This window comes from Pseudomonas sp. C9-3 (assembly GCF_032392015.1).
In the GTDB taxonomy this organism is placed as follows: Bacteria; Pseudomonadota; Gammaproteobacteria; order Pseudomonadales; family Pseudomonadaceae; genus Pseudomonas; species Pseudomonas nitroreducens.
Map to the genome: position 1 here is coordinate 5,354,723 of NZ_CP135919.1, position 20,430 is coordinate 5,375,152.

Below are 20,430 nucleotides of genomic sequence, written 5' to 3' on the forward strand. Positions count from 1 at the left end.
CCTCCCGTCGGTCAGAGCAAACGCCCCACGCCATGCGGCCTGGGGCGTTTTTTTTAATGCCCGCCACGGGCATACTAGGCCGTCCAGACTTCAGGTCCCCGCCGCCCAATGCCTCGCGCCCTCCTCCCGCTGCTGCTGATCTGCCTCCTGAGCCCGCTCCCGGCCGTTGCCGACGAACGCGCCGACGCCCAGCGTCAGCTGGAGCAGACGCAGAAAGACATCAACGAGCTGAAGAAAAACCTGAAGAACATCCAGGACGAGAAGTCCGGGGTGCAGAAGCAGCTCAAGTCCACCGAGACCCAGATGGGCGACCTGGAGAAGCAGATCAAGCAGATCCAGGACGAGATGAAGAAGAACGAGGAAGAGCTGCAGCGCCTCGATTCAGAGAAAAAAAAACTCCAGGGCGCGCGCCTTGAGCAGCAGCGCCTGATCGCCATCCAGGCCCGCGCCGCCTACCAGAGCGGCCGTCAGGAATACCTGAAGCTGCTGCTGAACCAGGAGCATCCTGAGAAGTTCAGCCGCACCCTCACCTACTACGACTACATCAACAAGGCGCGCTTGGAGCAGCTCTCGGCCTTCAACGAGACCTTGCGCCAACTGAGCAACGTCGAGCAGGAAATCACCTCGCAGAAGGACGAGCAGGTCGCCCAGCAGAGCGCTCTGGAAGCCCGTCGCCAGGAACTGGCCGACGCCCGCAAGGCGCGCCAGGAGACCCTGGCCAAGCTCAACAGCGACCTCAAGGACGGCGGCAACAAGCTCAAGGACCGCGAGCAGAGCCAGGAAGACCTCAACAAGGTGCTCAAGACCATTGAGGAAACCCTCGCCCGCCAGGCCCGTGAAGCCGAGGAAGCGCGGCAGCGCGCCCTGGCCGCCGAGCGCGAGCGGGTGAAGCGCGAGCAGGAACTGGCGGCCCGTGGCGAGAAGCCGGACACCCCCTCGAAGCGCCCCGATTACAGCGGCCCGCTGGTTTCCAGCGGCGCCGGTTTCGGCGGAGCCTTTGCCGCCACCAAGGGCCGGCTGCCCTGGCCGGTGGATGGCCGAGTCCTGGCGCGCTTCGGCAGCCCGCGTGGCGACGACCCCCGTGCCACCTGGGACGGCGTGCTGATCGGCGCTTCTGCCGGCAGCACCGTGCGTGCCGTACATGGCGGTCGTGTGGTGTTCGCCGACTGGCTGCGCGGCTCCGGCCTACTGGTGATTCTCGACCACGGTGGTGGCTACCTGAGCCTTTATGGGCATAATCAAAGTCTTCTGAAGGACGCCGGCGATACCGTCAAAGCGGGCGATCCCATTGCAACCGTGGGAGCCAGCGGGGGTCAGAGTACCCCGGCGGTGTATTTTGCCATTCGCCATCAGGGCCGCCCGGCGGACCCTTCGACCTGGTGTCGCACGCAAGGATAAGCGGCGATCACGCATTAGGAGCCAAACATGTCGCAAGCTTTCCGTCTTACTACCCTGGCCCTGGCCTTGCTGCTCGGCGTCGGTGCGGTCCAGGCCGCCGACGCGCCAGCCGCATCTGCTGCGGCCAACGGCAAGGAGGCTCCGCTGCCGCTCGATGAGCTGCGCACCTTTGCCGAGGTCCTCGACCGGGTGAAGGCGGCCTATGTGGAACCGGTGGACGACAAGACGCTGCTGGAGAATGCCATCAAGGGCATGCTCAGCAACCTCGACCCGCACTCGGCGTACCTCGGCCCGGAAGAGTTCGCCGAGCTGCAGGAAAGCACCAGCGGCGAATTCGGTGGCCTCGGCATCGAGGTCGGCAGCGAGGATGGCTTCGTCAAGGTGATCTCGCCGATCGACGACACCCCCGCCGCCAACGCCGGCATCCAGCCGGGCGACCTGATCGTCAAGATCGACGGCAAGCCGACCAAGGGCCAGTCGATGAACGAGGCGGTGGACAGCATGCGCGGCAAGGCCGGCTCGCCGATCACCCTGACCATCGTGCGTGGCGGCGGCAAGCCGTTCGACGTCACCCTCAAGCGCGCCATCATCAAGGTGAAGAGCGTGAAGAGCCAGATGCTCGAACCGGGCTATGGCTACCTGCGCATCACCCAGTTCCAGGTCAACACCGGCGAGGAGACCGTCAAGGCGCTGTCCAAGCTGCGCAACGACAACAAGGGCAAGCTCAAGGGCGTGATCCTGGACCTGCGCAACAACCCTGGCGGCGTGCTGCAGTCGGCGGTGGAAGTGGCGGACGCCTTCCTCACCAAGGGGCTGATCGTCTACACCAAGGGCCGCATCCCCAACTCCGAGCTGCGCTTCTCCGCCGATCCGGCCGACCCGAGCGACGGTGTGCCGCTGGTGGTACTGATCAACGGCGGCAGCGCCTCGGCGGCAGAAATCGTCGCCGGCGCTCTGCAGGACCAGAAGCGCGGCATCCTCATGGGCACCGACAGCTTCGGCAAGGGCTCGGTGCAGACCGTGCTGCCGCTGAACAACGACCGCGCCCTGAAGCTCACCACCGCGCTGTACTACACCCCCAATGGCCGCTCCATCCAGGCCCAGGGCATCACCCCGGACATCGAGGTGGAACGCGCCAAGGTGACCCGCGAGAAGAGCGAATTCGACGGGTTCAAGGAAGCCGACCTGCAGGGTCACCTGGCCAACGGCAATGGTGGCCAGGATCGTCCGACCGCCTCCGGCAAGCCGCCGGAGGATCGCCCGCAGGATGGCGACTACCAGCTCAGCCAAGCCCTCAGCCTGCTGAAAGGACTCAGCGTCAGCCGCGGCAACAACTGACCGATGCGCCCGGCCCGGCTGCTGTTCGGCCTGTGCCTGGGTGCGCTGCTGTGCCTGTCGGTGGCCGCCGCGCCCCGGCCGGACGGCAGCAAGCCGCTGGTCAGCATCGTCATCGACGACCTCGGGCAGAACTTGGCGCGCGACCGCCAGGTGCTCGACATATCCCCTGCCATTGCCCTGGCCATCATCCCCGACACACCCCACGCCGCCGAGCTTGCGCGCGAGGCGCACCAGCGCGGGCGCACGGTAATGCTGCACATGCCGATGGACCCGGCCGGCGGTGACTTCGCCTGGAGCCCTGAACTGACCCAGGACGAAAGAGCCCGGCGTCTGGACGCCGCGCTGGCGAAAGTCCCTTATGTGCAAGGCCTGAACAACCACGAAGGCAGCCGCATGACAGCCGACCGCCCGGCCATGGCCTGGCTGGCGACGGAGCTGCAGCGCCGCCACCTGTTCCTGCTCGATAGCCGTACCAGCGCCGCCACCGTGGCCGCCGCCGAGGCGCAGAAGATCGGCCTTGCCAGCCTCTCGCGGGATGTATTCCTCGATGACGACCCGAGCGAAGCCGCGGTGATGGAGCAGATGCAGCGCGGCCTGCAACTGGCGCGCAAGCAGGGAACCGTGGTGATGATCGGGCACCCGAAGCCGGCGACCCTGGCGGTGCTCAAGCGTGTTTTGCCGACGCTGAAGGCCCAGGGCTTCGAGCTGGTGAAACCGCCGTTGATGATCGCCGAGCGCGGCAACCGTGCCATGGCGGGGCATGGTCGGGATGGGATTTACCGATAGATGTAGCCAGGATCGGCTTTCTGTAGGAGCGAGCTTGCTCGCGAACAGCGCCCGGCACCGAAATCCGCGGAAGCTGGGTTCGCGAGCAAGCTCGCTCCTACAACGATAAGCCGACCTTACAGGTAGTTATTGGTCGCCTGCTCGATGAAGCCATCGGCGCGCATCTCGTCCAGCGCCTTCTGCAGCTTGGCCACCACCTCGTCCGGCGTGTCCTTGTTGATCGCCAGGTACAACTGCGCCTCGTTGAAACGCAGCACGGTCTGCAGGCCGGATACGCCCTCCTGCTTGGCCAGGTAACGGCCCACGGGATCGGTGGTGGCCCAAAGGTCGATTTCGCCGGTGGTCAGCTTCTTCACGTTTTCCTGATCGCGCAGCGCATTGAGCACCGGGATGCCCTGGCTCTCCAGGTTCTGGCTGACGGCGTCGTTCTTGTAGGCGCCGAGCTTGTATTTGGCGGCATCCTTGAGGTCCTTCACCTTGATCGAACTGCCCGGCGGCGCCAGCAGCACCCAGTGGGTCTTGGCGATCGGCCCGACCCACTTGAACAGCGGCACGCGCTCGGGCGTATAGGTAGTGGAGAACAGCCCGTAGTCGGGCTTGTCGAGGGCCAGCTTGTACAGGCGATCCCAGGGGAAACGCAGGCTCAGGCTGTACTGGATGCCGGCGCGCTTGAACATCTCGCGAACGATATCGGCGCTGATGCCGTCGATACCGTCATCACGGGCGAAGTTCTTGTCGTCCACCGCCATGTTGAACGGCGGGAAGTTCTCGGTGAGCAGCACCATCTTGTAATCGGCGGGCAACTCGGCGCGGGCCGTGGCGGCCCCCAGCAACAGACCCAGGGTCAGGGTCTTGATCAGGACTTTCAGCATGGTCATACCGCTCGCTTGGTTATCGTTATTGGGCTTGCGGCATCCCTGCAGAGGGGACGGAATACTTCGCTCGTCTGCCTTCCGTGGCAAAACCGGCGCCGAGGGATGTCGGCGCCAAACACGAAGGCCGGCGAGTGGCCGGCCTTCGGGTGTCACAGGTAACTGTTGAGCACGTCGTCGACGAAGCCTTCGGCGCGCATCTTGTCCAGCGCCGCCTGCAGCTTCTGCACCACGGCATCCGGGGTCTCGCGGTTCAGCGCGAGGAACAGCTGGTCGCTGTTGAAGCGCAGCACGGTCTTCAGGCCGGTGACGCCAACCTGCTTGGCCAGGTAGCGCCCCGCCGGGTCACCGCTGGCCCACAGGTCAATCTGGCCGTCGCGCAGCTTGGCGGCGTTCTCCTGGTCACGCAGCGCCAGCACCGGCTCGAAGCCGTGCTCGCTCAGGTACTGGGCCATGGCGTCGCCCTTGTAGGCGCCGACGCGGTATTTCTTCGCTTCGTCCAGATTGTTCAGGCTGATCTGGCTGTCGGCCTTGGCCAGCAGCACCCAGTCGTCCGGACCGATCGGGCCGACCCACTTGAACTGGCTTTCGCGCTCGGGCAGGCGGGCGGTGACGAACACGCCGTAGCCGGGCTTCTCCAGCGCCAGCTTGTAGATGCGGTCCCAGGGGAAGCGCAGGGTCAGGCTGTACTGCACACCGGCGCGCTTGAACATCTCCTTGACGATATCCACGGCGATGCCGTCGATGCTGTCTTCCTGGGCGAAGTTCTTGCCGTTGATGGCCATGTTGTAAGGGGGGAAGTTCTCGGTGAGCAGCACCACGCTGTAATCCGAAGAATCCGTTTCGGCCCTTGCCGCACCGGCCAGAAGCAGGCCGCAGCCTAGCCATGCGAGCAGAATGCGCTTCAGCATCGAGATATTTCCTGCGTATGACATTTCTGAGAAGGCGCAGAGCTTACTCGGAGAATTGACGCCAATAAACCCTATGAATATGGCAATGGGACATAGATACGCCATTACCTTGACTGAAGCCTTCGGCTAGCAAGCTTCGTGCGCAGGAAGGGGATGCGGCCACCGGACGCAGGAGAGAAAGGCTCGCGATAGAGCCATCGGGCCGGGAGAACCCCGGCCCGGAAGGGATCAGCGCACGACGATACCGCGGCTGGCCAGGTAGGCCTTGGCCTCCGGCACGCTGTACTCGCCGAAGTGGAAGATGCTCGCCGCCAGAACCGCGTCGGCCTTGCCTTCGATGATGCCGGCGGCCAGATGCTCCAGGTTACCGACGCCGCCGGAAGCGATCACCGGAACGCCCACAGCCTCACTGATGGCGCGGGTCACGCCCAGGTCGTAGCCGCTCTTGACGCCGTCCTGATCCATGCTGGTCAGCAGGATTTCACCGGCGCCCAGGCCTTCCATCTTCTTCGCCCACTCCACTGCATCCAGCCCGGTAGGCTTGCGGCCGCCGTGGGTGAAGATTTCCCAGCGCGGGGTTTCGCCGGGGGCCGACACTTTCTTGGCGTCGATGGCGACCACAATGCACTGCGAGCCGAAGCGCGCGGCGGCTTCGCCGACGAACTCCGGGGTGAATACCGCGGCGGTGTTGATCGAGACCTTGTCCGCACCGGCATTGAGCAGGTTGCGGATGTCCTGCACCGTCCTGACGCCGCCGCCCACGGTCAGCGGGATGAACACCTGGCTGGCCATGCGCTCGACGGTGTGCAGGGTGGTGTCGCGACCATCGACGCTGGCGGTGATGTCGAGGAAGGTGATCTCGTCAGCGCCCTGCTCGTCGTAGCGACGGGCGATTTCCACCGGGTCGCCGGCGTCGCGGATGTTCTCGAACTTGACGCCCTTCACCACGCGGCCGTTGTCCACGTCGAGGCAGGGAATGATGCGTTTAGCCAGTGCCATAGCAATGCTCTCGTAGGATGGGTGGAGCACAGCGATACCCGTGCTGTCTCGCCACCCGATGCCCTCATCGGTGGGTTATGCCGCTGCACGGCTAACCCACCCCACGTTCGAATCAGCCCTTGAAGGCGTCGCACAGTGCCTGGGCTTCGGCGACGTCCAGCGTGCCTTCATAGATCGCGCGGCCAGTGATGGCGCCGACGATGCCCGGCGTGCGGGCGTCCAGCAGTTTCTGGATGTCGCCCAGATTGTGGATGCCGCCCGAAGCGATCACCGGGATGCGCGTGGCGTTGGCCAGGGCAGCGGTGGCTTCGACGTTGCAGCCCTGCATCATGCCGTCCTTCGCGATGTCGGTGTAGACGATCGCCGAGACGCCATCGGCCTCGAAACGCTTGGCCAGGTCGATGACCTGTACCGAGCTCACTTCAGCCCAGCCATCGGTGGCGACGAAGCCGTCTTTCGCGTCGAGGCCAACGATGACCTTGCCCGGGAATGCCTTGCAGGCTTCGGCGACAAATTCCGGCTGCTTCACTGCCTTGGTACCGATGATCACGTAGCTGACGCCGGCGCGGACGTAGTGCTCGATGGTTTCCAGCGAACGGATGCCGCCGCCGATCTGGATCGGCAGGTTCGGGTAGCGCTTGGCGATGGCGGTGACCACTTCACCGTTGACCGGCTTGCCTTCGAAGGCGCCGTTCAGGTCCACCAGGTGCAGACGACGGCAGCCGCCCTCCACCCACTTGGCGGCCATGGATACCGGGTCGTCGGAGAAGACGGTGGCGTCTTCCATCAGGCCCTGGCGCAGGCGCACGCAGGCGCCGTCTTTCAGATCGATTGCGGGGATGATCAGCATGGGTTGAACCTGCTCGAATCCAAAGATGAATGGGGTCGGGTCAGCTCTTCTCGAGCGCCCACAAGTCGCTTTCGATGCTCTCGAACCGGTCTTTCAGGTGAGATTGCACGTCGAAGATCGCCTTGTTGTAGAACAGCGGGCCGAACTCGCGCATGAAGAAATCCAGCGCCTCCTCGGCCTCGAAGGAGCCGACGTCCAGCTCGAAACGGTCTTCGAGAAAACGCTGGATGGCCCGCGCCGCACTCTGGCGCTGGGCGCCATCGAGTTCGAGAATCGCGGGCTTGTCCTTCTGGCGGGCCATGGCTTACCAGCGGCCATCCCAGGCGGCGAAGTTCTGCAGCAACTGCAGGCCGTGGGTATGGCTCTTCTCCGGGTGGAACTGCACGGCGAAGCGCGAGCCATCGGCCAGCGCAGCGGCGAAATCACGCCCGTAGTGGCCGCGGCCGACCACCTGGCGCGGGTTGCCCGCCTCGATGTAGTAGCTGTGCACGAAGTAGAAGCGCGCGTTGTTCGGGATGTCGTGCCACAACGGGTGATCGACGCCCTGCGCCACTTCGTTCCAGCCCATGTGCGGCACTTTCAGGTGCTCGCCGTCCTCGCGCAGGTCCTTGCCGAAGAAGCGCACCTGGCCGGGGAACAGGCCGATGCAGTCGACGCCGTCATTCTCTTCACTACGCTCCATCAGCGCCTGCATGCCGACGCAGATGCCGAGGAACGGACGGTCCTGGCTGACTTCACGCACCAGGCTGTCGAAGCCCAGACGCTTGATCTCGGCCATGCAGTCGCGGATCGCGCCGACGCCGGGGAACACCACGCGGTCCGCCTCGCGGATCACATTGGCGTCGCTGGTCACCAGCACGCGCCCGGCGCCCACGCGCTCCAGCGCCTTGGACACCGAGTGCAGGTTGCCCATGCCGTAGTCGATGACGGCGACGGTCTGCATTACAGGCACCCTTTGGTGGACGGCATCTGGCCGGCCATGCGCTCGTCAAGCTCGATGGCCATGCGCAGCGCGCGGCCGAAGGCCTTGAACACGGTTTCGATCTGGTGGTGGGTGTTGTGCCCGCGCAGGTTGTCGATATGCAGGGTGACGTTGGCGTGGTTGACGAAGCCCTGGAAGAACTCCATGAACAGGTCCACGTCGAAGCCACCGACACTGGCGCGTGTGAACGGCACGTGCATCTGCAAGCCGGGGCGGCCGGAGAAGTCGATGACCACACGCGACAGCGCCTCGTCCAGCGGCACGTAGGCATGGCCGTAGCGGCGGATGCCCTTCTTGTCGCCGATAGCCTTGGCGAAGGCCTGGCCGAGGGTGATGCCGATGTCTTCGACGGTATGGTGGTCGTCGATATGCAGGTCGCCCTTGCACTCGATGTCCAGGTCGATCAGGCCGTGGCGGGCGATCTGGTCCATCATGTGCTCGAGGAAGGGAACCCCGGTATCGAAGCGGGCCTTGCCCGTTCCATCCAGGTCGATGGAAACCTTGATCTGGGTTTCCAGGGTGTCGCGCGCGACGGATGCCTTGCGTTCGGCCATCACCAGCTCCACAGCTAACACTGCACGTAATTATAAGAAGGGCCGGCATTATAGGCGCGCCGGGCGCTGCGCCGCTACGGGCGGTGGTCGGCGCTGGCCGATGGTCCTACACTGCGCGGCCCGAATACGAGGATCGAGCATGCCCGTCGTCGTCCAGCACCTGACCCAGCCCAGCGACCAGGACCGCCAGGACCTGCTGAAGATCTACGCCGACGCGCCCGACTGGCTGTTGGCGCCCTTCGCAGACGCCGGCGAGCTGGTCGAGCACGGGCTTGCCGACGGCCTGCTGTTCACCGGGCGCTTCAATGATCGCCTGCTGGGCGCCGCCTGGATCGAGCGTGATGGCGATACCTGGCGGCTCTCCCGCCTCTGCGTGCGCCAAGTCACCCGCGGACGCGGCGTGGCCCGCCGCCTTCTCGAGGAGGCGCAGCGCCTGGCTGTGCTGCAAGGGGGCGTGCTGCGGCTGACAGCACCTGACGGCAAACACGAAGCGGCTGTTTTCGCCGAACATCTTGGCCTGATACTGGAAACGACCTGATCGCGCTCATGACGGGAACCGAGCGTCGCGTCCCCGTTCCAACTCCGCAATAACGGCACCCTGCCCTGCGGGCTGGGGTGCCGGCGCGTCATTGGTATACTTCCTCGCCATTCCATTCGCCGCCTGAACAAGGACCCGTCCATGAAAGCGTTCGGCAAAATCATCGGCATCATCGCCCTGGTCCTGCTGCTGCTCATCGTCGCCGCCGGCTTCGTGCTGACCCACTTCTTCGACCCGAACGACTACAAGGACGAGATCCGCCAGCTCGCCCGGGACAAGGCCAACCTCGAACTGAACCTCAAGGGCGATATCGGCTGGAGCCTGTTCCCCTGGCTCGGGCTGGAACTGCATGACACCAGCGTGGCGAGCCTGCAGACCCCGGACAAGCCGTTCGCCGACGCCCAGTTGCTGGCCATGTCCGTGCGCGTGCTGCCGCTGCTGCGCAAGGAAGTGCAGATGAGCGATATCCGCGTCGAGGGCCTGACCCTTTCCCTGAACAGGGACAAGGCCGGCGTCGGCAACTGGGAAAGTATCGGCAAGCCCGCCCAGCCCGCTGCCGGCACGCCGCCTGCCGCACAACCGGCGCCCGCGCCGACCGAGCAGGCCAAGGCTGACGCCCAGCAATCCCACCAGGCGATGAAGCTGGACATCGACAGCCTGAACGTGAAGAACGCCCGTATCGACTACGCCGACGCCCAGAGCGGCAAGACCTACAGCGTCGAGGGTATCGAGCTGACCACCGGTGCCATCCGCGAAGGCAGCAACATCCCGCTCAAGCTCAGCGCCTACCTGGGTACCAACCAGCCGGTGATCCGCGCCCGCACCGAACTGACCGGCAACCTGCGCTTCGACCGCGCCCTCAAGCGCTACCAGCTCGAAGACGCCAAGCTCTCCGGCGAAGTTTCCGGTGACCAGTTCCAGGGCAAGACCGCCAACTACAGTGCCCAGGGCCAGCTGGTACTCGACCAGGCAGCCCAGATTGCCGAGTGGAATGGCCTGAAGGTCACCGTCAACCAGCTGCGCGCCCTCGGCGAGATCAAGGCCCGCGAGCTGGACAAGGAGCCCAAGTTCGATGGCGGCCTCTCGCTGGCGCCGTTCAATCTGCGTGAATTCCTCGAAAGCATCGGCCAGACCCTGCCGGAAATGGCCGACGCCACCACCCTCACCAAGCTCGAACTGGCCACCCGCGTCAGCGGCACCCGCAACAGCCTGACCTTGAACGACCTCAAGCTGAAGCTGGACGACAGCAGCTTCAGCGGTAACCTCGGCATCGCCGACTTCGGCAAGCAGGCCATCCGCGCCCAGCTGTCCGGCGACAAGCTGAACCTCGACCGCTACCTGCCGGCCAAGGTCAAGAAGGCCCAGGAAGCCACCAACAGCGCGCGCAAGGCCGAAGTTGCCAGCACCGAGCAGAGCGCTATCAAAGGCGACACTCCGCTGCCCAACCAGCCGACCCAGCAAGCCTGGAGCGACGCGCCGCTGCTGCCTATCGCCCGCCTCCGTGCACTGGACCTGGACGCCAGCCTGACCCTCGGTCAACTGACCCTGGACAAGCTGCCCATCGACAACGCCGTGCTCAAGCTGCGCGGCCAGGGCGGCCTGCTCAGCCTCGACGACATGCGCGGCGAGCTCTACGACGGCAAGTTCAACGCCACTGCCAGCCTCGACGTGCGCCAGGACGTACCGACCCTGAAGGCCAAGAAACACATCGCCGACATACCGGTGGAGCGCCTGCTCGAATCCCAGGGCCAGAAGCCGCCGGTGAAGGGCCTGCTCGACCTGGATGCCGACATCACCACCCAGGGCAACAGTCAAAAGGCCTGGATCGACAACCTCAACGGCACCGCGCGCTTCGTCATGACCCAGGGCGTGCTGCTCAACGCCAACCTGGAACAACAACTGTGCCAGGGCATCGCCACGCTCAACCGCAAGTCGCTGACCGCCGAGCACGGCGGCAAGGACACACCGTTCCGCGAACTGCAGGGCAACCTCACCTTCCGCAACGGCGTGGCCAGCAACCCGGACCTCAAGGCCAGCATTCCCGGCCTGACAGTCAAGGCTGACGGCAACCTCGACCTGCGTGTACTGGGCATGGACTACCGCGTCGGCGTGACCATCGAAGGCGACAAAAGCGATATGCCCGATCCGGCCTGTGAGGTGAACAAGCGCTATGTCGGCATCGAATGGCCGCTGCGCTGCCGCGGCCCACTGGAGCTGGGCGCCAAGGCCTGCCGCCTGGACAAGGACGGCATCGGCAAGATCGCCGCACGGTTGGCCGGGGACCGGCTGAACCAGAAACTCGAAGAGAAGCTCGGCGACAAGGTCAGTCCCGAACTCAAAGACGCACTCAAAGGGCTGTTCAAGAAGTGACCCCGCAAAGCTTCCATTCGGCCGTGCTCGACTGGTTCGACACGCACGGCCGCCATGACCTGCCCTGGCAGCAGAACATCACGCCCTACCGGGTGTGGGTCTCGGAAATCATGCTGCAGCAGACCCAGGTCAGCACCGTGATGGGCTACTACGACCGCTTCATGACGGCGCTGCCCACCGTGGCCGACCTCGCCAACGCGCCGGAAGACGAGGTGCTGCATCTGTGGACGGGCCTGGGCTACTACACCCGCGCCCGCAACCTGCACAAAACCGCGAAGACCGTGATGGAGCAGCACGGTGGCGAGTTCCCTCGTGACGTCGAGCAGCTCGCCGAGTTGCCCGGCATCGGCCGCTCCACCGCCGGCGCCATCGCCAGCATCTCCATGGGCCTGCGCGCGCCGATCCTCGACGGCAACGTCAAGCGCGTGCTGGCCCGCTATCTCGCCTGCGATGGCTACCCGGGCGAGCCCAAGGTGGCCAAGCAGCTGTGGGAGGCCGCCGAGCGCTTCACCCCGCACGCGCGAGTGAACCACTACACCCAGGCGATGATGGACCTGGGCGCCACGCTCTGCACCCGCAGCAAGCCGAGCTGCCTGCTCTGCCCCCTGCGCGAAGGCTGCCGCGCGCACTTCCTCGGCCGCGAGACCGACTTCCCGGTATCCAAGCCGCGCAAGGCACTCCCGCAGAAGCGCACGCTGATGCCGATCCTGGCCAACCGCGGAGGCGACATCCTGCTCTACCGCCGCCCGTCGACCGGCCTCTGGGGCGGCCTGTGGAGCTTCCCCGAGCTGGACGATCTCGCCGCTCTCGACCCACTGGCCCAGCGCCATGCCCTGCGCCTGGGCGAGCGCCGCGAACTGCCCGGCCTGACCCATACCTTCAGCCACTTCCAGTTGGCCATCGAGCCCTGGCTGGTGCGCGTCGAGGACGCAACCCCCGCCGTGGCCGAGGCCGACTGGCTCTGGTATAACCTCGCCACCCCGCCGCGGCTCGGCCTTGCCGCCCCGGTGAAGAGGCTGCTCAAACGAGCCGCCGACGTGTTGAACGCAGGAGAAATGTCATGACCCGACTGGTGATGTGCCGCAAATACAAAGAAGAGCTGCCCGGCCTCGATCGCGCACCCTATCCCGGCGCCAAGGGCCAGGACATCTACGAGCACGTTTCGAAGAAAGCCTGGGAAGAATGGCAGAAGCACCAGACCATGCTGATCAACGAGCGTCGTCTGAACATGATGAACGCCGAGGATCGCAAGTTCCTCAGCACCGAAATGGACAAGTTCCTCAGCGGTGAGGAATACGCGCAGGCCGAGGGTTACGTCCCGCCCAGCGCGTAAGCTCCGGTATTATTTGAAAAATTTTTTCGCGGCACGCTTGACACCCTTTCCGAAAACCCTTTTAATGCGCGCCACGTTGCCCAGGTAGCTCAGTTGGTAGAGCAGGGGATTGAAAATCCCCGTGTCGGCGGTTCGATTCCGTCCCTGGGCACCAAGCCTTCCGAAAAGCCCCTGAAATCGCGAGATTTCAGGGGCTTTTTCATTCCCGTCCGAACAAGTCACTCCCCCGCCCCGGCACGCCCCCGCGATTCGTATCGAATGTTTGCCTAAGTACAGTGTCTACTGGCGCATAGCACACCGATCTTTCAGAATCATGACCATCCGGACGATTTCCACACTATGAGTGGGATACCCTCCGGGATTCGATGTTTGGTAGCGGAGTCACTGTGCGCAAACTCATTAGCTGGTGGAATTCCCGGGGCAACCTGGTTTCTCTGTCTGCCCTTTTCCTGCTGATCCCGCTGATCGGCCGCTACAGCCTTGGCTGGGGCTCCCCGCTGGGCTACCTGTCGGACCTGGCACTCGGCACACTGCTGGTCGTCGCGCTGCATAATCGACGACTGTTCATCGCGATTCCGGTGATGCTGGTCTGGGCGCTGTCGGTGATCGGCACCGCCGAACTGGTCAGCGCCGTGGGCCGCATGCCCGCACCGGAAGACCTGCACTTCCTCGCGGACCCGACCTTCGTCGCCAACTCCACCGAGGGCGGCGGCCTCAACCACCTGCACCTGGCGATCCTGATCGGCGCCGGCATCCTGCTCAGCGCATTGCTCTGGCGCCGCCGCGAGAAGCCGCTGCCGCGCTACGCCTATGCCGTGCCGGCGGTCCTGCTGGCCAGCCACGCCGCCGTGCAGTACTTCCAGCCCAGCGATGCGGAAATGTGGAAGCAGTTCAACCTGCCGCACCAGCTTGTCTCCCGCGCTGTCACCAGCGGCGAGATGGCCTATCAGGACTGGCGCGACCGCGACCTTCCGGAGGTCCGCCCGGACGTCACCGGCCTGACCCAGCACGACCTCAACGGCACGCCGCTGCTGGCCGGCCGCGGCCAGGCGAAGAACGTGCTGATCATCGCCATGGAAGGTATTCCAGGCGCCTACGTGGCCACCAACCGTGCCGCACTGAGCAGCAGCTACGAAGAATCGATGATGCCGCGCCTGAGCACCTGGGCCGAGCGCGCCATGACCACCCCGGACTACGTAGTGCATAGCCACCAGACCATCCGCGGTCTCTACGCCATGCTCTGCGGCGACTACAGCAAGCTGGACAACGGCACACCCAAGGGCGTCGAGCTGCTGGGCAACCCGACCCGTGCCGCCGAATGCCTGCCGGCGCAGATGCACCAGGCCGGCTTCAGCACCCACTTCCTGCAGGGTGCCGGGCTGCGCTTCATGGCCAAGGACAAGGTCATGCCGGCCATGGGCTTCGACAAGACCCTAGGCCGCGACTGGTTCAAGAAGAAGCCCTACCTGGAGTTCGCCTGGGGCATGGACGACAAGGCCTTCTTCGAAGGGGCACTGGACTATGTCGGCCAGCTGCGCCAGAAGAAGCAACCGTGGATGCTCACACTGCTCACCGTCGGCACCCACCAGCCGTATTCGGCCACCCCGGAGTACCTGGCCAAGTACCCGACACCGCGGCAGGCGGCCGTCGCCTACCTGGACGACGCCGTCGATGCCTTCCTCAAGGGCCTGGAAGAAAAAGGCGTGCTGAAGGACACCCTGGTGATCGTTACCTCCGACGAATCCCATGGCATCGACAACGTGCGCCTTGCCTCGGCCTGGGGCCTGAACCTGATTCTTGCACCGGAACAGGCCGCGCTGCCGCCCGTGAAGGCCGGCGTCTACGGTCACGTCGACATGGAATCCTCGGTGCTCGACTACTTCGCCATCAAGGCGCCGCAGGATATCGCCGGCCGCTCGCTGTTCCGTGAATACTCCAATGGACGGGAGATGGTCTCCTTCACCAACGGCATGCAGCGTTACCACGACGGCAAGGGCAACTTCACCGAGTGCGACTTCCAGCAGGTCTGCCGGCGCTACCAGAGTGACGGCTTCATCGCCGACAGCGCCAAGTTCGTCGGTCGCTACAGTGGCCGCGATGCCCGCCTGATGACCGCTCGCGCCGATATCCTCGACCAGTCGGTGACCAAGGCGCAGTCGGCCCGCGAGTACCAGTTCGCGACCAAGGAACGCATCCGCCTGAAGCCGCAGATCGACAACGAGTACACCGACAACCTGATCGGCGCGCAGTACCTGGAGTTCCCGGCCAACACCCACACCACGGTGAGCCTGAAGATCCGCGCAATCCAGATGGACGCCAATGGAGCGAAAGTGACGCTCAGGACGCGCTCCTTCGAGAAGCCGGTACCGATCGAGATTCCCGAGCTCCCGCTGGTCAAGCGCAACCAGCCGCTGGAAGTGACCTTCGGCTTCGATAACGAGGAAGCGCGCAAGGCGTTCTCCTTCCACCTGCTGGCCGAAGGCAAGGGCATCATCGAGATCACCGATTTCCACGTGCTGACGCAACCGCGCAAATCCTCGATCAATGCGACCGAGGCTGGCGGTACCGGCCTGGCCGACGCCAAGCCATTGCCGATCCCGCGCCTGTCCGGGCATCCGAACCTGATGGCCAGCCAGCCACCGGAATCCCAGGACGACATCACGCCCGCCGAGGCGGTGGAAGATCCGAGCCCGCAACTACGGCAGATGATGCAGTGATCCGAACCGGCGGCCCAGAGGCCGCCGGACTTTTACTGGCCGGTACAAACTGGCACTATCCCGCCCCCGCGCCACCATCGGACGCCCTCATCCGGCGCGCCTAGTTCAGCCCAGGCGACAACGCCGAGCGGCAATGCGACAACTTGCCACTACAGCCGACGACCGCGGCAGATAGGCGCTTGGCGCACTCCGGAGTGCATGTTAGGTTGCCCCTCGCCAGGATGGCCCCGATTCTGCAGTGACCTGCTGCGAAAGCGTCCGAATAACAATAGAGGAGCCCCCAATGGCCACGGCCATACCCGCACTGGAAATCCGTAACCTGCACAAGCGTTACGGTGACCTGGAAGTGCTCAAAGGCATTTCCCTGACCGCCCGCGACGGCGATGTGATTTCCATTCTCGGCTCCTCCGGTTCCGGTAAATCCACGTTCCTGCGTTGCATCAACCTGCTGGAGAACCCCCACCAGGGCCAGATCCTGGTCGCCGGTGAAGAACTCAAGCTGAAGAAATCCAAGGACGGCTCGCTGGTCGCCTCGGACGGCAAGCAGATCAATCGCCTGCGCAGCGAACTGGGCTTCGTCTTCCAGAACTTCAACCTCTGGCCGCACATGAGCATCCTCGACAACATCATCGAGGCGCCACGCCGTGTGCTGGGCAAGACCAAGGCCGAGGCCACCGAGATCGCCGAGGCCCTGCTGGCCAAGGTCGGCATCTCCGATAAGCGCCACAGCTTCCCCGCACAGCTTTCCGGCGGCCAGCAGCAGCGCGCCGCCATCGCCCGTACGCTGGCGATGCAACCCAAGGTCATCCTCTTCGACGAGCCGACTTCGGCACTGGACCCGGAAATGGTCCAGGAAGTGCTTAACGTAATCCGCGCGCTTGCCGAGGAGGGTCGCACCATGCTGCTGGTGACCCACGAAATGAACTTTGCCCGCCAGGTTTCCAGCGAGGTGGTGTTCCTCCACCAGGGCCTGGTAGAAGAGCAGGGACCGCCGCAGCAGGTATTTGACAACCCGCAATCGGCACGCTGTAAACAATTCATGTCCAGCCACCGCTAACGGAGCATCACTGCATGAACAACTATAAGAAGATCGTTCTGGCTATCGCGGCCACCTTTGCACTGGGGAGCCAGGCCATCGCCGCGGACAAACTGCGCATCGGTACCGAAGGCGCCTACCCGCCCTTCAACGGTATCGACGCCAGCGGCCAGGTCGTCGGTTTCGACCTCGACATCGGCAAGGCGCTGTGCGCCAAGATGAAGACCGAATGCGAAGTCGTCACTTCGGACTGGGACGGCATCATTCCGGCCCTGAACGCCAAGAAGTTCGACTTCATCGTCGCCTCCATGTCGATCACCGACGAGCGCAAGCAGGCAGTCGACTTCACCAACCCCTACTACACCAACAAGCTACAGTTCGTGGCGCCCAAGTCCACCGACTTCAAGACCGACAAGGGCTACCTGAAAGGCAAGGTGATCGGTGCGCAGCGCGCGACCATCGCTGGTACCTGGCTCGAGGACAACATGTCCGACGTCGTCACCATCAAGCTGTACGACACCCAGGAAAACGCCTACCTCGACCTGTCCTCGGGCCGCCTCGACGGCGTGCTGGCCGACAAGTTCGTGCAATACGACTGGCTGAAGAGCGACGCCGGCAAGGACTTCGAGTTCAAGGGCGAGCCGGTATTCGACAACGACAAGATCGGCATCGCCGTACGCAAGGGCGACCCGCTGCGCGAGAAGCTGAACGCCGCTCTGAAGGAAATCGTCGACGACGGTACCTACAAGAAGATCAACGACAAGTACTTCCCCTTCAGCATCTACTGATGCACGTGCCGCGCCGCCCTTGCCGGGCGGCGCGCGCCTTCAGGCGTGACTCCCCATGATTTTCGACCTGCACGGCTTTGGCGATCAATTGATCGCCGGCACCTGGATGACGCTCAAGCTCTCGCTCGCCGCAGTCTGCGTGGGACTGGTCCTCGGCCTGCTCGGCGCCGTCGCCAAGACCTCGAACAACAGCTTCCTGCGCATGCTCGGCGGCTTCTACACCACCGTGGTGCGCGGCGTACCCGAGACGCTCTGGGTACTGATGATCTATTTCGGCACCGTGGCCGGCCTGAACGCCATCGGTGACCTGTTCGGCTACCCCGAATTCGCCCTGTCGCCCTTCGCCGCCGGCACCTGTGCCCTGGGTCTGTGCTTTGGCGCCTACGCCACCGAGGTGTTCCGTGGCGCGCTACTGGCGATTCCCAAGGGCCACCGCGAAGCCGGCCTGGCGCTGGGGCTCTCCGCCCCGCGCATCTTCTGGCGTATCGTGCTGCCGCAAGTGTGGCGCGTGGCGCTGCCGGGCCTGGGCAACCTTTATCTGATTCTGCTGAAGGACACCGCGCTGGTCTCGCTGATCACCCTCGACGAAATCATGCGCAAGGCCCAGGTCGCTTCCAACGCGACCAAGGAACCCTTCACCTTCTACATGACTGCGGCCTTCATCTACCTGGGCCTGACCGTCTTCATCATGGCCGCCCTGCACTTCCTTGAGCGTCGCGCCGGCCGCGGCTTCGTGAGGAACGAGCTATGACCGATCTCGAGCTGATCCTCAAATGGCTGCCGAAGATGCTCCAGGGCGCCACCCTGACCCTGGAGCTGCTGGCCATCGCCGTGGTAGCCGGCCTGTGCCTCGCCGTACCGCTGGGCATCGCCCGCGCCTCGCGGCACTGGTACGTACGCGCCGTGCCCTACGCCTACATCTTCTTCTTCCGCGGCACACCGCTGCTGCTGCAGCTGTTCATCGTCTACTACGGCTTCGCCCAGTTCGAAAGCGTGCGCAAGGGGCCGCTCTGGCCATACCTGCGCGACCCGTACTGGTGCGCCCTGCTGACCATGACCCTGCACACGGCCGCCTACATCGCCGAAATCCTACGGGGCGCCATCCACGCCATCCCGGTGGGTGAAGTAGAGGCGGCCCGCGCGCTGGGCATGTCCCGCCGCCAGGCGCTGTTCCACATCATCCTGCCGCGCGCCGCGCGCATCGCCATGCCGGCCTACAGCAACGAGGTGATCCTCATGCTCAAGGCCAGCGCCGTGGTCTACACCGTGACCCTGTTCGACATCATGGGCATGACCCGCACCATCATCGCGCGCACCTACGAGGCCATGCTGTTCTTCTGCCTCGCCGGGGTGTTCTACCTGGTCATCACCCTCCTGCTGACCCGCATCTTCCGCCTGCTGGAACGCTGGCTGAAGGTCGACTCCATGCAGGGCCGCTGACCGGCGCGCCGCTCTCCCACGGGGTCGCTATAATGCGCGCCCCGTGGCTTTCTCCCGCTTCGCACCGTGCTCCCGAACGACACTCCCCTGACCGGCCCCGACCTGCTCCAGCGCTTCCTGGCTCTGGATGCCTACCTGCTGGAACACCAGGCGCTATGGCGGCCCAAACCGTTCACGGCGCTGGAGCTGCCTTGGGAGCACGAGCACCCCGAACTGGCCACCTGGCTGCGCAATCGCAGTCTCGAAGACGCCGATACGGTGCACAACGCGCCGCAGCAACTCGACGCCCCCGCACCCTTCCCCACGTTGGCTGCCAGGGCCGCCGAACTGTCCGTCGTCGGCGCGCTCCCGGCAACGCCTATGGGGAAGCTGCCGAACCTGCTGACGGTCGATGTACCCGGCCGCAAGTGGCAGCAGATCGAAGCCTTCGCCAGCTGCCTGCACTTCACCGAGGCGCCGCAGCAATGGCTCGACTGGTGCGCCGGCAAAGGTCATCTGGGCCGCCTGCTGGCCCGCGACGGCAAGCCACTGTTGAGCCTGGAATTCGACAGTGCACTGGTTGAAGATGGCCAGCGCCTGAGTGATCGGCTTCCGTTGCAGGCCCGGCATCACCAGCAGGACGTGCTCGCCCCGAACGCTCACGAGCACCTCCAAGCCGGGCACACTGCCGTCGCCCTGCACGCCTGCGGCGACCTGCACGTGCGCCTGCTGCAGCTCGCCAGCACTCACGGCTGCCGCCAGCTTGCGGTTGCACCCTGCTGCTACAACCGCATCGAAAGCGAACACTACCAGCCGCTCTCAAACGCCGCGCAAAGCTCCACGCTCCGACTCTCGCGCGAAGACCTCCGCCTGCCGCTGGCCGAAACCGTGACCGCCGGTGCCCGCGTGCGCCGTCAGCGCGATGCTTCGATGGCACGTCGACTGGCATTCGACCTGCTGCAGCGGGAGGTCCGCGACAGTGACGACTACCTGCCCGTCCCGCCCGTATCACCGACCTGGCTGGACAAATCCTTCGCCGATTACTGTCGTGATCTCGCCGTGCTCAAGGGCCTCCACCTGCCTGCCGTGGTCGACTGGCTCCATTTGGAGGCCCTAGGCTGGCAGCGACTGGCCCAAGTCCGCAACCTCGAACTGGTGCGCGGACTGTTGCGCCGGCCCATGGAGCTCTGGCTGCTGCTCGACCGCGCGTTATTCCTTGAGGAGCAGGGCTATCGCGCCACCCTGGGCGCCTTCTGCGCCACGCAAATGACCCCGCGCAACCTGCTGTTGCTGGCTGAACGCATCTGAGACGGGCGTTCCAGAGCTTCACCCACAGGCCCTGTGGATAACTCTGTTCGTAACCCAGGAAAAACGCCACCTTCCTTACCGGCCAGACCGTCTCGCTGCGATCTGATCATTTTCTGTACACGAAAAATAAATCTTTCAAAAACAGAAACTTACGAACTTTCGTGATTGCCATCACAGGGCATATGCGATTTGTGCCCTAAAGCTTTCTCCGTTGTGCATAAAGAGCCGCCA

Annotated in this window: 20 protein-coding genes and 1 tRNA gene; 14 read left to right on the forward strand and 7 right to left on the reverse strand. The window is 64.5% G+C overall.

Annotated elements, in window-relative coordinates; genetic code table 11:
• Positions 1-108: 108 nt before the first annotated feature.
• The 3 genes from RS899_RS24550 to RS899_RS24560 are packed head-to-tail and all read left to right on the forward strand — an operon-like array spanning position 109 to position 3,522.
• Positions 109-1,398, forward strand: coding sequence for a murein hydrolase activator EnvC family protein (locus RS899_RS24550; protein WP_054910495.1), 1,290 nt, complete (start codon positions 109-111; stop codon positions 1,396-1,398).
• A gap of 27 nt (positions 1,399-1,425) precedes the next feature.
• Positions 1,426-2,736: a S41 family peptidase gene (locus tag RS899_RS24555; protein WP_054910494.1), complete on the forward strand. Its 1,311-nt coding sequence runs from the start codon at positions 1,426-1,428 to the stop codon at positions 2,734-2,736.
• Between the two features lie 3 nt (positions 2,737-2,739).
• Positions 2,740-3,522, forward strand: a complete 783-nt coding sequence (locus tag RS899_RS24560; protein WP_315808290.1) for a divergent polysaccharide deacetylase family protein — start codon at positions 2,740-2,742, stop codon at positions 3,520-3,522.
• Positions 3,523-3,638: 116 nt separating this feature from the next.
• Here RS899_RS24560 and RS899_RS24565 read toward each other — a convergent pair whose 3' ends face one another.
• The 7 genes from RS899_RS24565 to hisB all read right to left on the reverse strand — a co-directional run bounded on the left by RS899_RS24565 (position 3,639) and on the right by hisB (position 8,690).
• Positions 3,639-4,394, reverse strand: coding sequence for a substrate-binding periplasmic protein (locus RS899_RS24565; protein ID WP_054910504.1), 756 nt, complete (start codon positions 4,392-4,394; stop codon positions 3,639-3,641).
• A 152-nt stretch (positions 4,395-4,546) separates the two neighbouring features.
• Entirely contained in the window at positions 4,547-5,302 is a 756-nt protein-coding gene (locus tag RS899_RS24570) for an ABC transporter substrate-binding protein (RefSeq protein ID WP_315810474.1), read from the reverse strand.
• Between the two features lie 231 nt (positions 5,303-5,533).
• Positions 5,534-6,304 (reverse strand): imidazole glycerol phosphate synthase subunit HisF, encoded by a 771-nt coding sequence (hisF, locus tag RS899_RS24575; protein ID WP_024762245.1) that lies wholly within the window; start codon positions 6,302-6,304, stop codon positions 5,534-5,536.
• Between the two features lie 112 nt (positions 6,305-6,416).
• The gene (gene hisA, locus RS899_RS24580; RefSeq protein WP_024762243.1) at positions 6,417-7,154 is read right to left on the reverse strand and encodes a 1-(5-phosphoribosyl)-5-[(5-phosphoribosylamino)methylideneamino]imidazole-4-carboxamide isomerase; all 738 of its coding nucleotides are present in this window, start codon (positions 7,152-7,154) and stop codon (positions 6,417-6,419) included.
• 40 nt (positions 7,155-7,194) lie between these two features.
• Entirely contained in the window at positions 7,195-7,455 is a 261-nt protein-coding gene (locus RS899_RS24585) for a DUF2164 domain-containing protein (RefSeq protein ID WP_015479328.1), read from the reverse strand.
• Positions 7,456-7,458: 3 nt separating this feature from the next.
• On the reverse strand, positions 7,459-8,097 hold the full coding sequence (gene hisH / locus RS899_RS24590; RefSeq protein ID WP_233297467.1) for an imidazole glycerol phosphate synthase subunit HisH: 639 nt from the start codon (positions 8,095-8,097) through the stop codon (positions 7,459-7,461).
• The gene (hisB, locus tag RS899_RS24595; protein WP_015479330.1) at positions 8,097-8,690 is read right to left on the reverse strand and encodes an imidazoleglycerol-phosphate dehydratase HisB; all 594 of its coding nucleotides are present in this window, start codon (positions 8,688-8,690) and stop codon (positions 8,097-8,099) included. Before hisB ends, hisH begins: the two co-directional genes overlap by 1 nt.
• A 139-nt stretch (positions 8,691-8,829) precedes the next feature.
• Here hisB and RS899_RS24600 point away from each other — a divergent pair, with 139 nt between their 5' ends.
• From RS899_RS24600 to RS899_RS24650, 11 genes are all read left to right on the forward strand, one after another.
• A complete protein-coding gene (locus tag RS899_RS24600) occupies positions 8,830-9,228 on the forward strand; it encodes an acetyl-CoA sensor PanZ family protein (RefSeq protein ID WP_315808291.1) in 399 nt (132 codons plus the stop codon).
• 141 nt (positions 9,229-9,369) lie between these two features.
• On the forward strand, positions 9,370-11,598 hold the full coding sequence (locus tag RS899_RS24605; protein WP_315808292.1) for an AsmA family protein: 2,229 nt from the start codon (positions 9,370-9,372) through the stop codon (positions 11,596-11,598).
• Positions 11,595-12,662 (forward strand): A/G-specific adenine glycosylase, encoded by a 1,068-nt coding sequence (gene mutY / locus RS899_RS24610; protein ID WP_315808293.1) that lies wholly within the window; start codon positions 11,595-11,597, stop codon positions 12,660-12,662. Before RS899_RS24605 ends, mutY begins: the two co-directional genes overlap by 4 nt.
• On the forward strand, positions 12,659-12,931 hold the full coding sequence (locus RS899_RS24615; protein WP_037012291.1) for an oxidative damage protection protein: 273 nt from the start codon (positions 12,659-12,661) through the stop codon (positions 12,929-12,931). The genes mutY and RS899_RS24615 overlap by 4 nt, the downstream gene beginning before the upstream one ends.
• A gap of 78 nt (positions 12,932-13,009) precedes the next feature.
• Positions 13,010-13,085 (forward strand) — tRNA-Phe (locus RS899_RS24620).
• A gap of 232 nt (positions 13,086-13,317) precedes the next feature.
• Positions 13,318-15,648 carry an LTA synthase family protein gene (locus RS899_RS24625; RefSeq protein ID WP_065348181.1) on the forward strand — a complete coding sequence of 777 codons (2,331 nt, stop codon included), beginning with the start codon at positions 13,318-13,320 and terminating at the stop codon, positions 15,646-15,648.
• A 283-nt stretch (positions 15,649-15,931) separates the two neighbouring features.
• A complete protein-coding gene (locus RS899_RS24630; RefSeq protein WP_024762237.1) occupies positions 15,932-16,705 on the forward strand; it encodes an ABC transporter ATP-binding protein in 774 nt (257 codons plus the stop codon).
• 14 nt (positions 16,706-16,719) lie between these two features.
• Positions 16,720-17,472 (forward strand): ABC transporter substrate-binding protein, encoded by a 753-nt coding sequence (locus RS899_RS24635; RefSeq protein ID WP_024762236.1) that lies wholly within the window; start codon positions 16,720-16,722, stop codon positions 17,470-17,472.
• Between the two features lie 55 nt (positions 17,473-17,527).
• Positions 17,528-18,223: an ABC transporter permease gene (locus RS899_RS24640; protein WP_315808294.1), complete on the forward strand. Its 696-nt coding sequence runs from the start codon at positions 17,528-17,530 to the stop codon at positions 18,221-18,223.
• Positions 18,220-18,912 (forward strand): ABC transporter permease, encoded by a 693-nt coding sequence (locus tag RS899_RS24645; RefSeq protein WP_024762234.1) that lies wholly within the window; start codon positions 18,220-18,222, stop codon positions 18,910-18,912. Before RS899_RS24640 ends, RS899_RS24645 begins: the two co-directional genes overlap by 4 nt.
• Before the next feature lie 66 nt (positions 18,913-18,978).
• On the forward strand, positions 18,979-20,199 hold the full coding sequence (locus RS899_RS24650) for a methyltransferase (protein ID WP_315808295.1): 1,221 nt from the start codon (positions 18,979-18,981) through the stop codon (positions 20,197-20,199).
• Positions 20,200-20,430: the final 231 nt, after the last annotated feature.

Bases quoted from the DNA above. Each gene is read 5' to 3' on its own strand.
- RS899_RS24550 (WP_054910495.1), top strand. From the start codon at position 109: ATGCCTCGCGCCCTCCTCCCGCTGCTGCTGATCTGCCTCCTGAGCCCG.
- RS899_RS24555 (WP_054910494.1), top strand. From the start codon at position 1,426: ATGTCGCAAGCTTTCCGTCTTACTACCCTGGCCCTGGCCTTGCTGCTC.
- RS899_RS24560 (WP_315808290.1), top strand. From the start codon at position 2,740: ATGCGCCCGGCCCGGCTGCTGTTCGGCCTGTGCCTGGGTGCGCTGCTG.
- RS899_RS24565 (WP_054910504.1), bottom strand. From the start codon at position 4,394: ATGCTGAAAGTCCTGATCAAGACCCTGACCCTGGGTCTGTTGCTGGGG.
- hisF (WP_024762245.1), bottom strand. From the start codon at position 6,304: ATGGCACTGGCTAAACGCATCATTCCCTGCCTCGACGTGGACAACGGC.
- hisA (WP_024762243.1), bottom strand. From the start codon at position 7,154: ATGCTGATCATCCCCGCAATCGATCTGAAAGACGGCGCCTGCGTGCGC.
- RS899_RS24585 (WP_015479328.1), bottom strand. From the start codon at position 7,455: ATGGCCCGCCAGAAGGACAAGCCCGCGATTCTCGAACTCGATGGCGCC.
- hisH (WP_233297467.1), bottom strand. From the start codon at position 8,097: ATGCAGACCGTCGCCGTCATCGACTACGGCATGGGCAACCTGCACTCG.
- hisB (WP_015479330.1), bottom strand. From the start codon at position 8,690: ATGGCCGAACGCAAGGCATCCGTCGCGCGCGACACCCTGGAAACCCAG.
- RS899_RS24600 (WP_315808291.1), top strand. From the start codon at position 8,830: ATGCCCGTCGTCGTCCAGCACCTGACCCAGCCCAGCGACCAGGACCGC.
- RS899_RS24605 (WP_315808292.1), top strand. From the start codon at position 9,370: ATGAAAGCGTTCGGCAAAATCATCGGCATCATCGCCCTGGTCCTGCTG.
- RS899_RS24615 (WP_037012291.1), top strand. From the start codon at position 12,659: ATGACCCGACTGGTGATGTGCCGCAAATACAAAGAAGAGCTGCCCGGC.
- RS899_RS24630 (WP_024762237.1), top strand. From the start codon at position 15,932: ATGGCCACGGCCATACCCGCACTGGAAATCCGTAACCTGCACAAGCGT.
- RS899_RS24635 (WP_024762236.1), top strand. From the start codon at position 16,720: ATGAACAACTATAAGAAGATCGTTCTGGCTATCGCGGCCACCTTTGCA.
- RS899_RS24640 (WP_315808294.1), top strand. From the start codon at position 17,528: ATGATTTTCGACCTGCACGGCTTTGGCGATCAATTGATCGCCGGCACC.
- RS899_RS24645 (WP_024762234.1), top strand. From the start codon at position 18,220: ATGACCGATCTCGAGCTGATCCTCAAATGGCTGCCGAAGATGCTCCAG.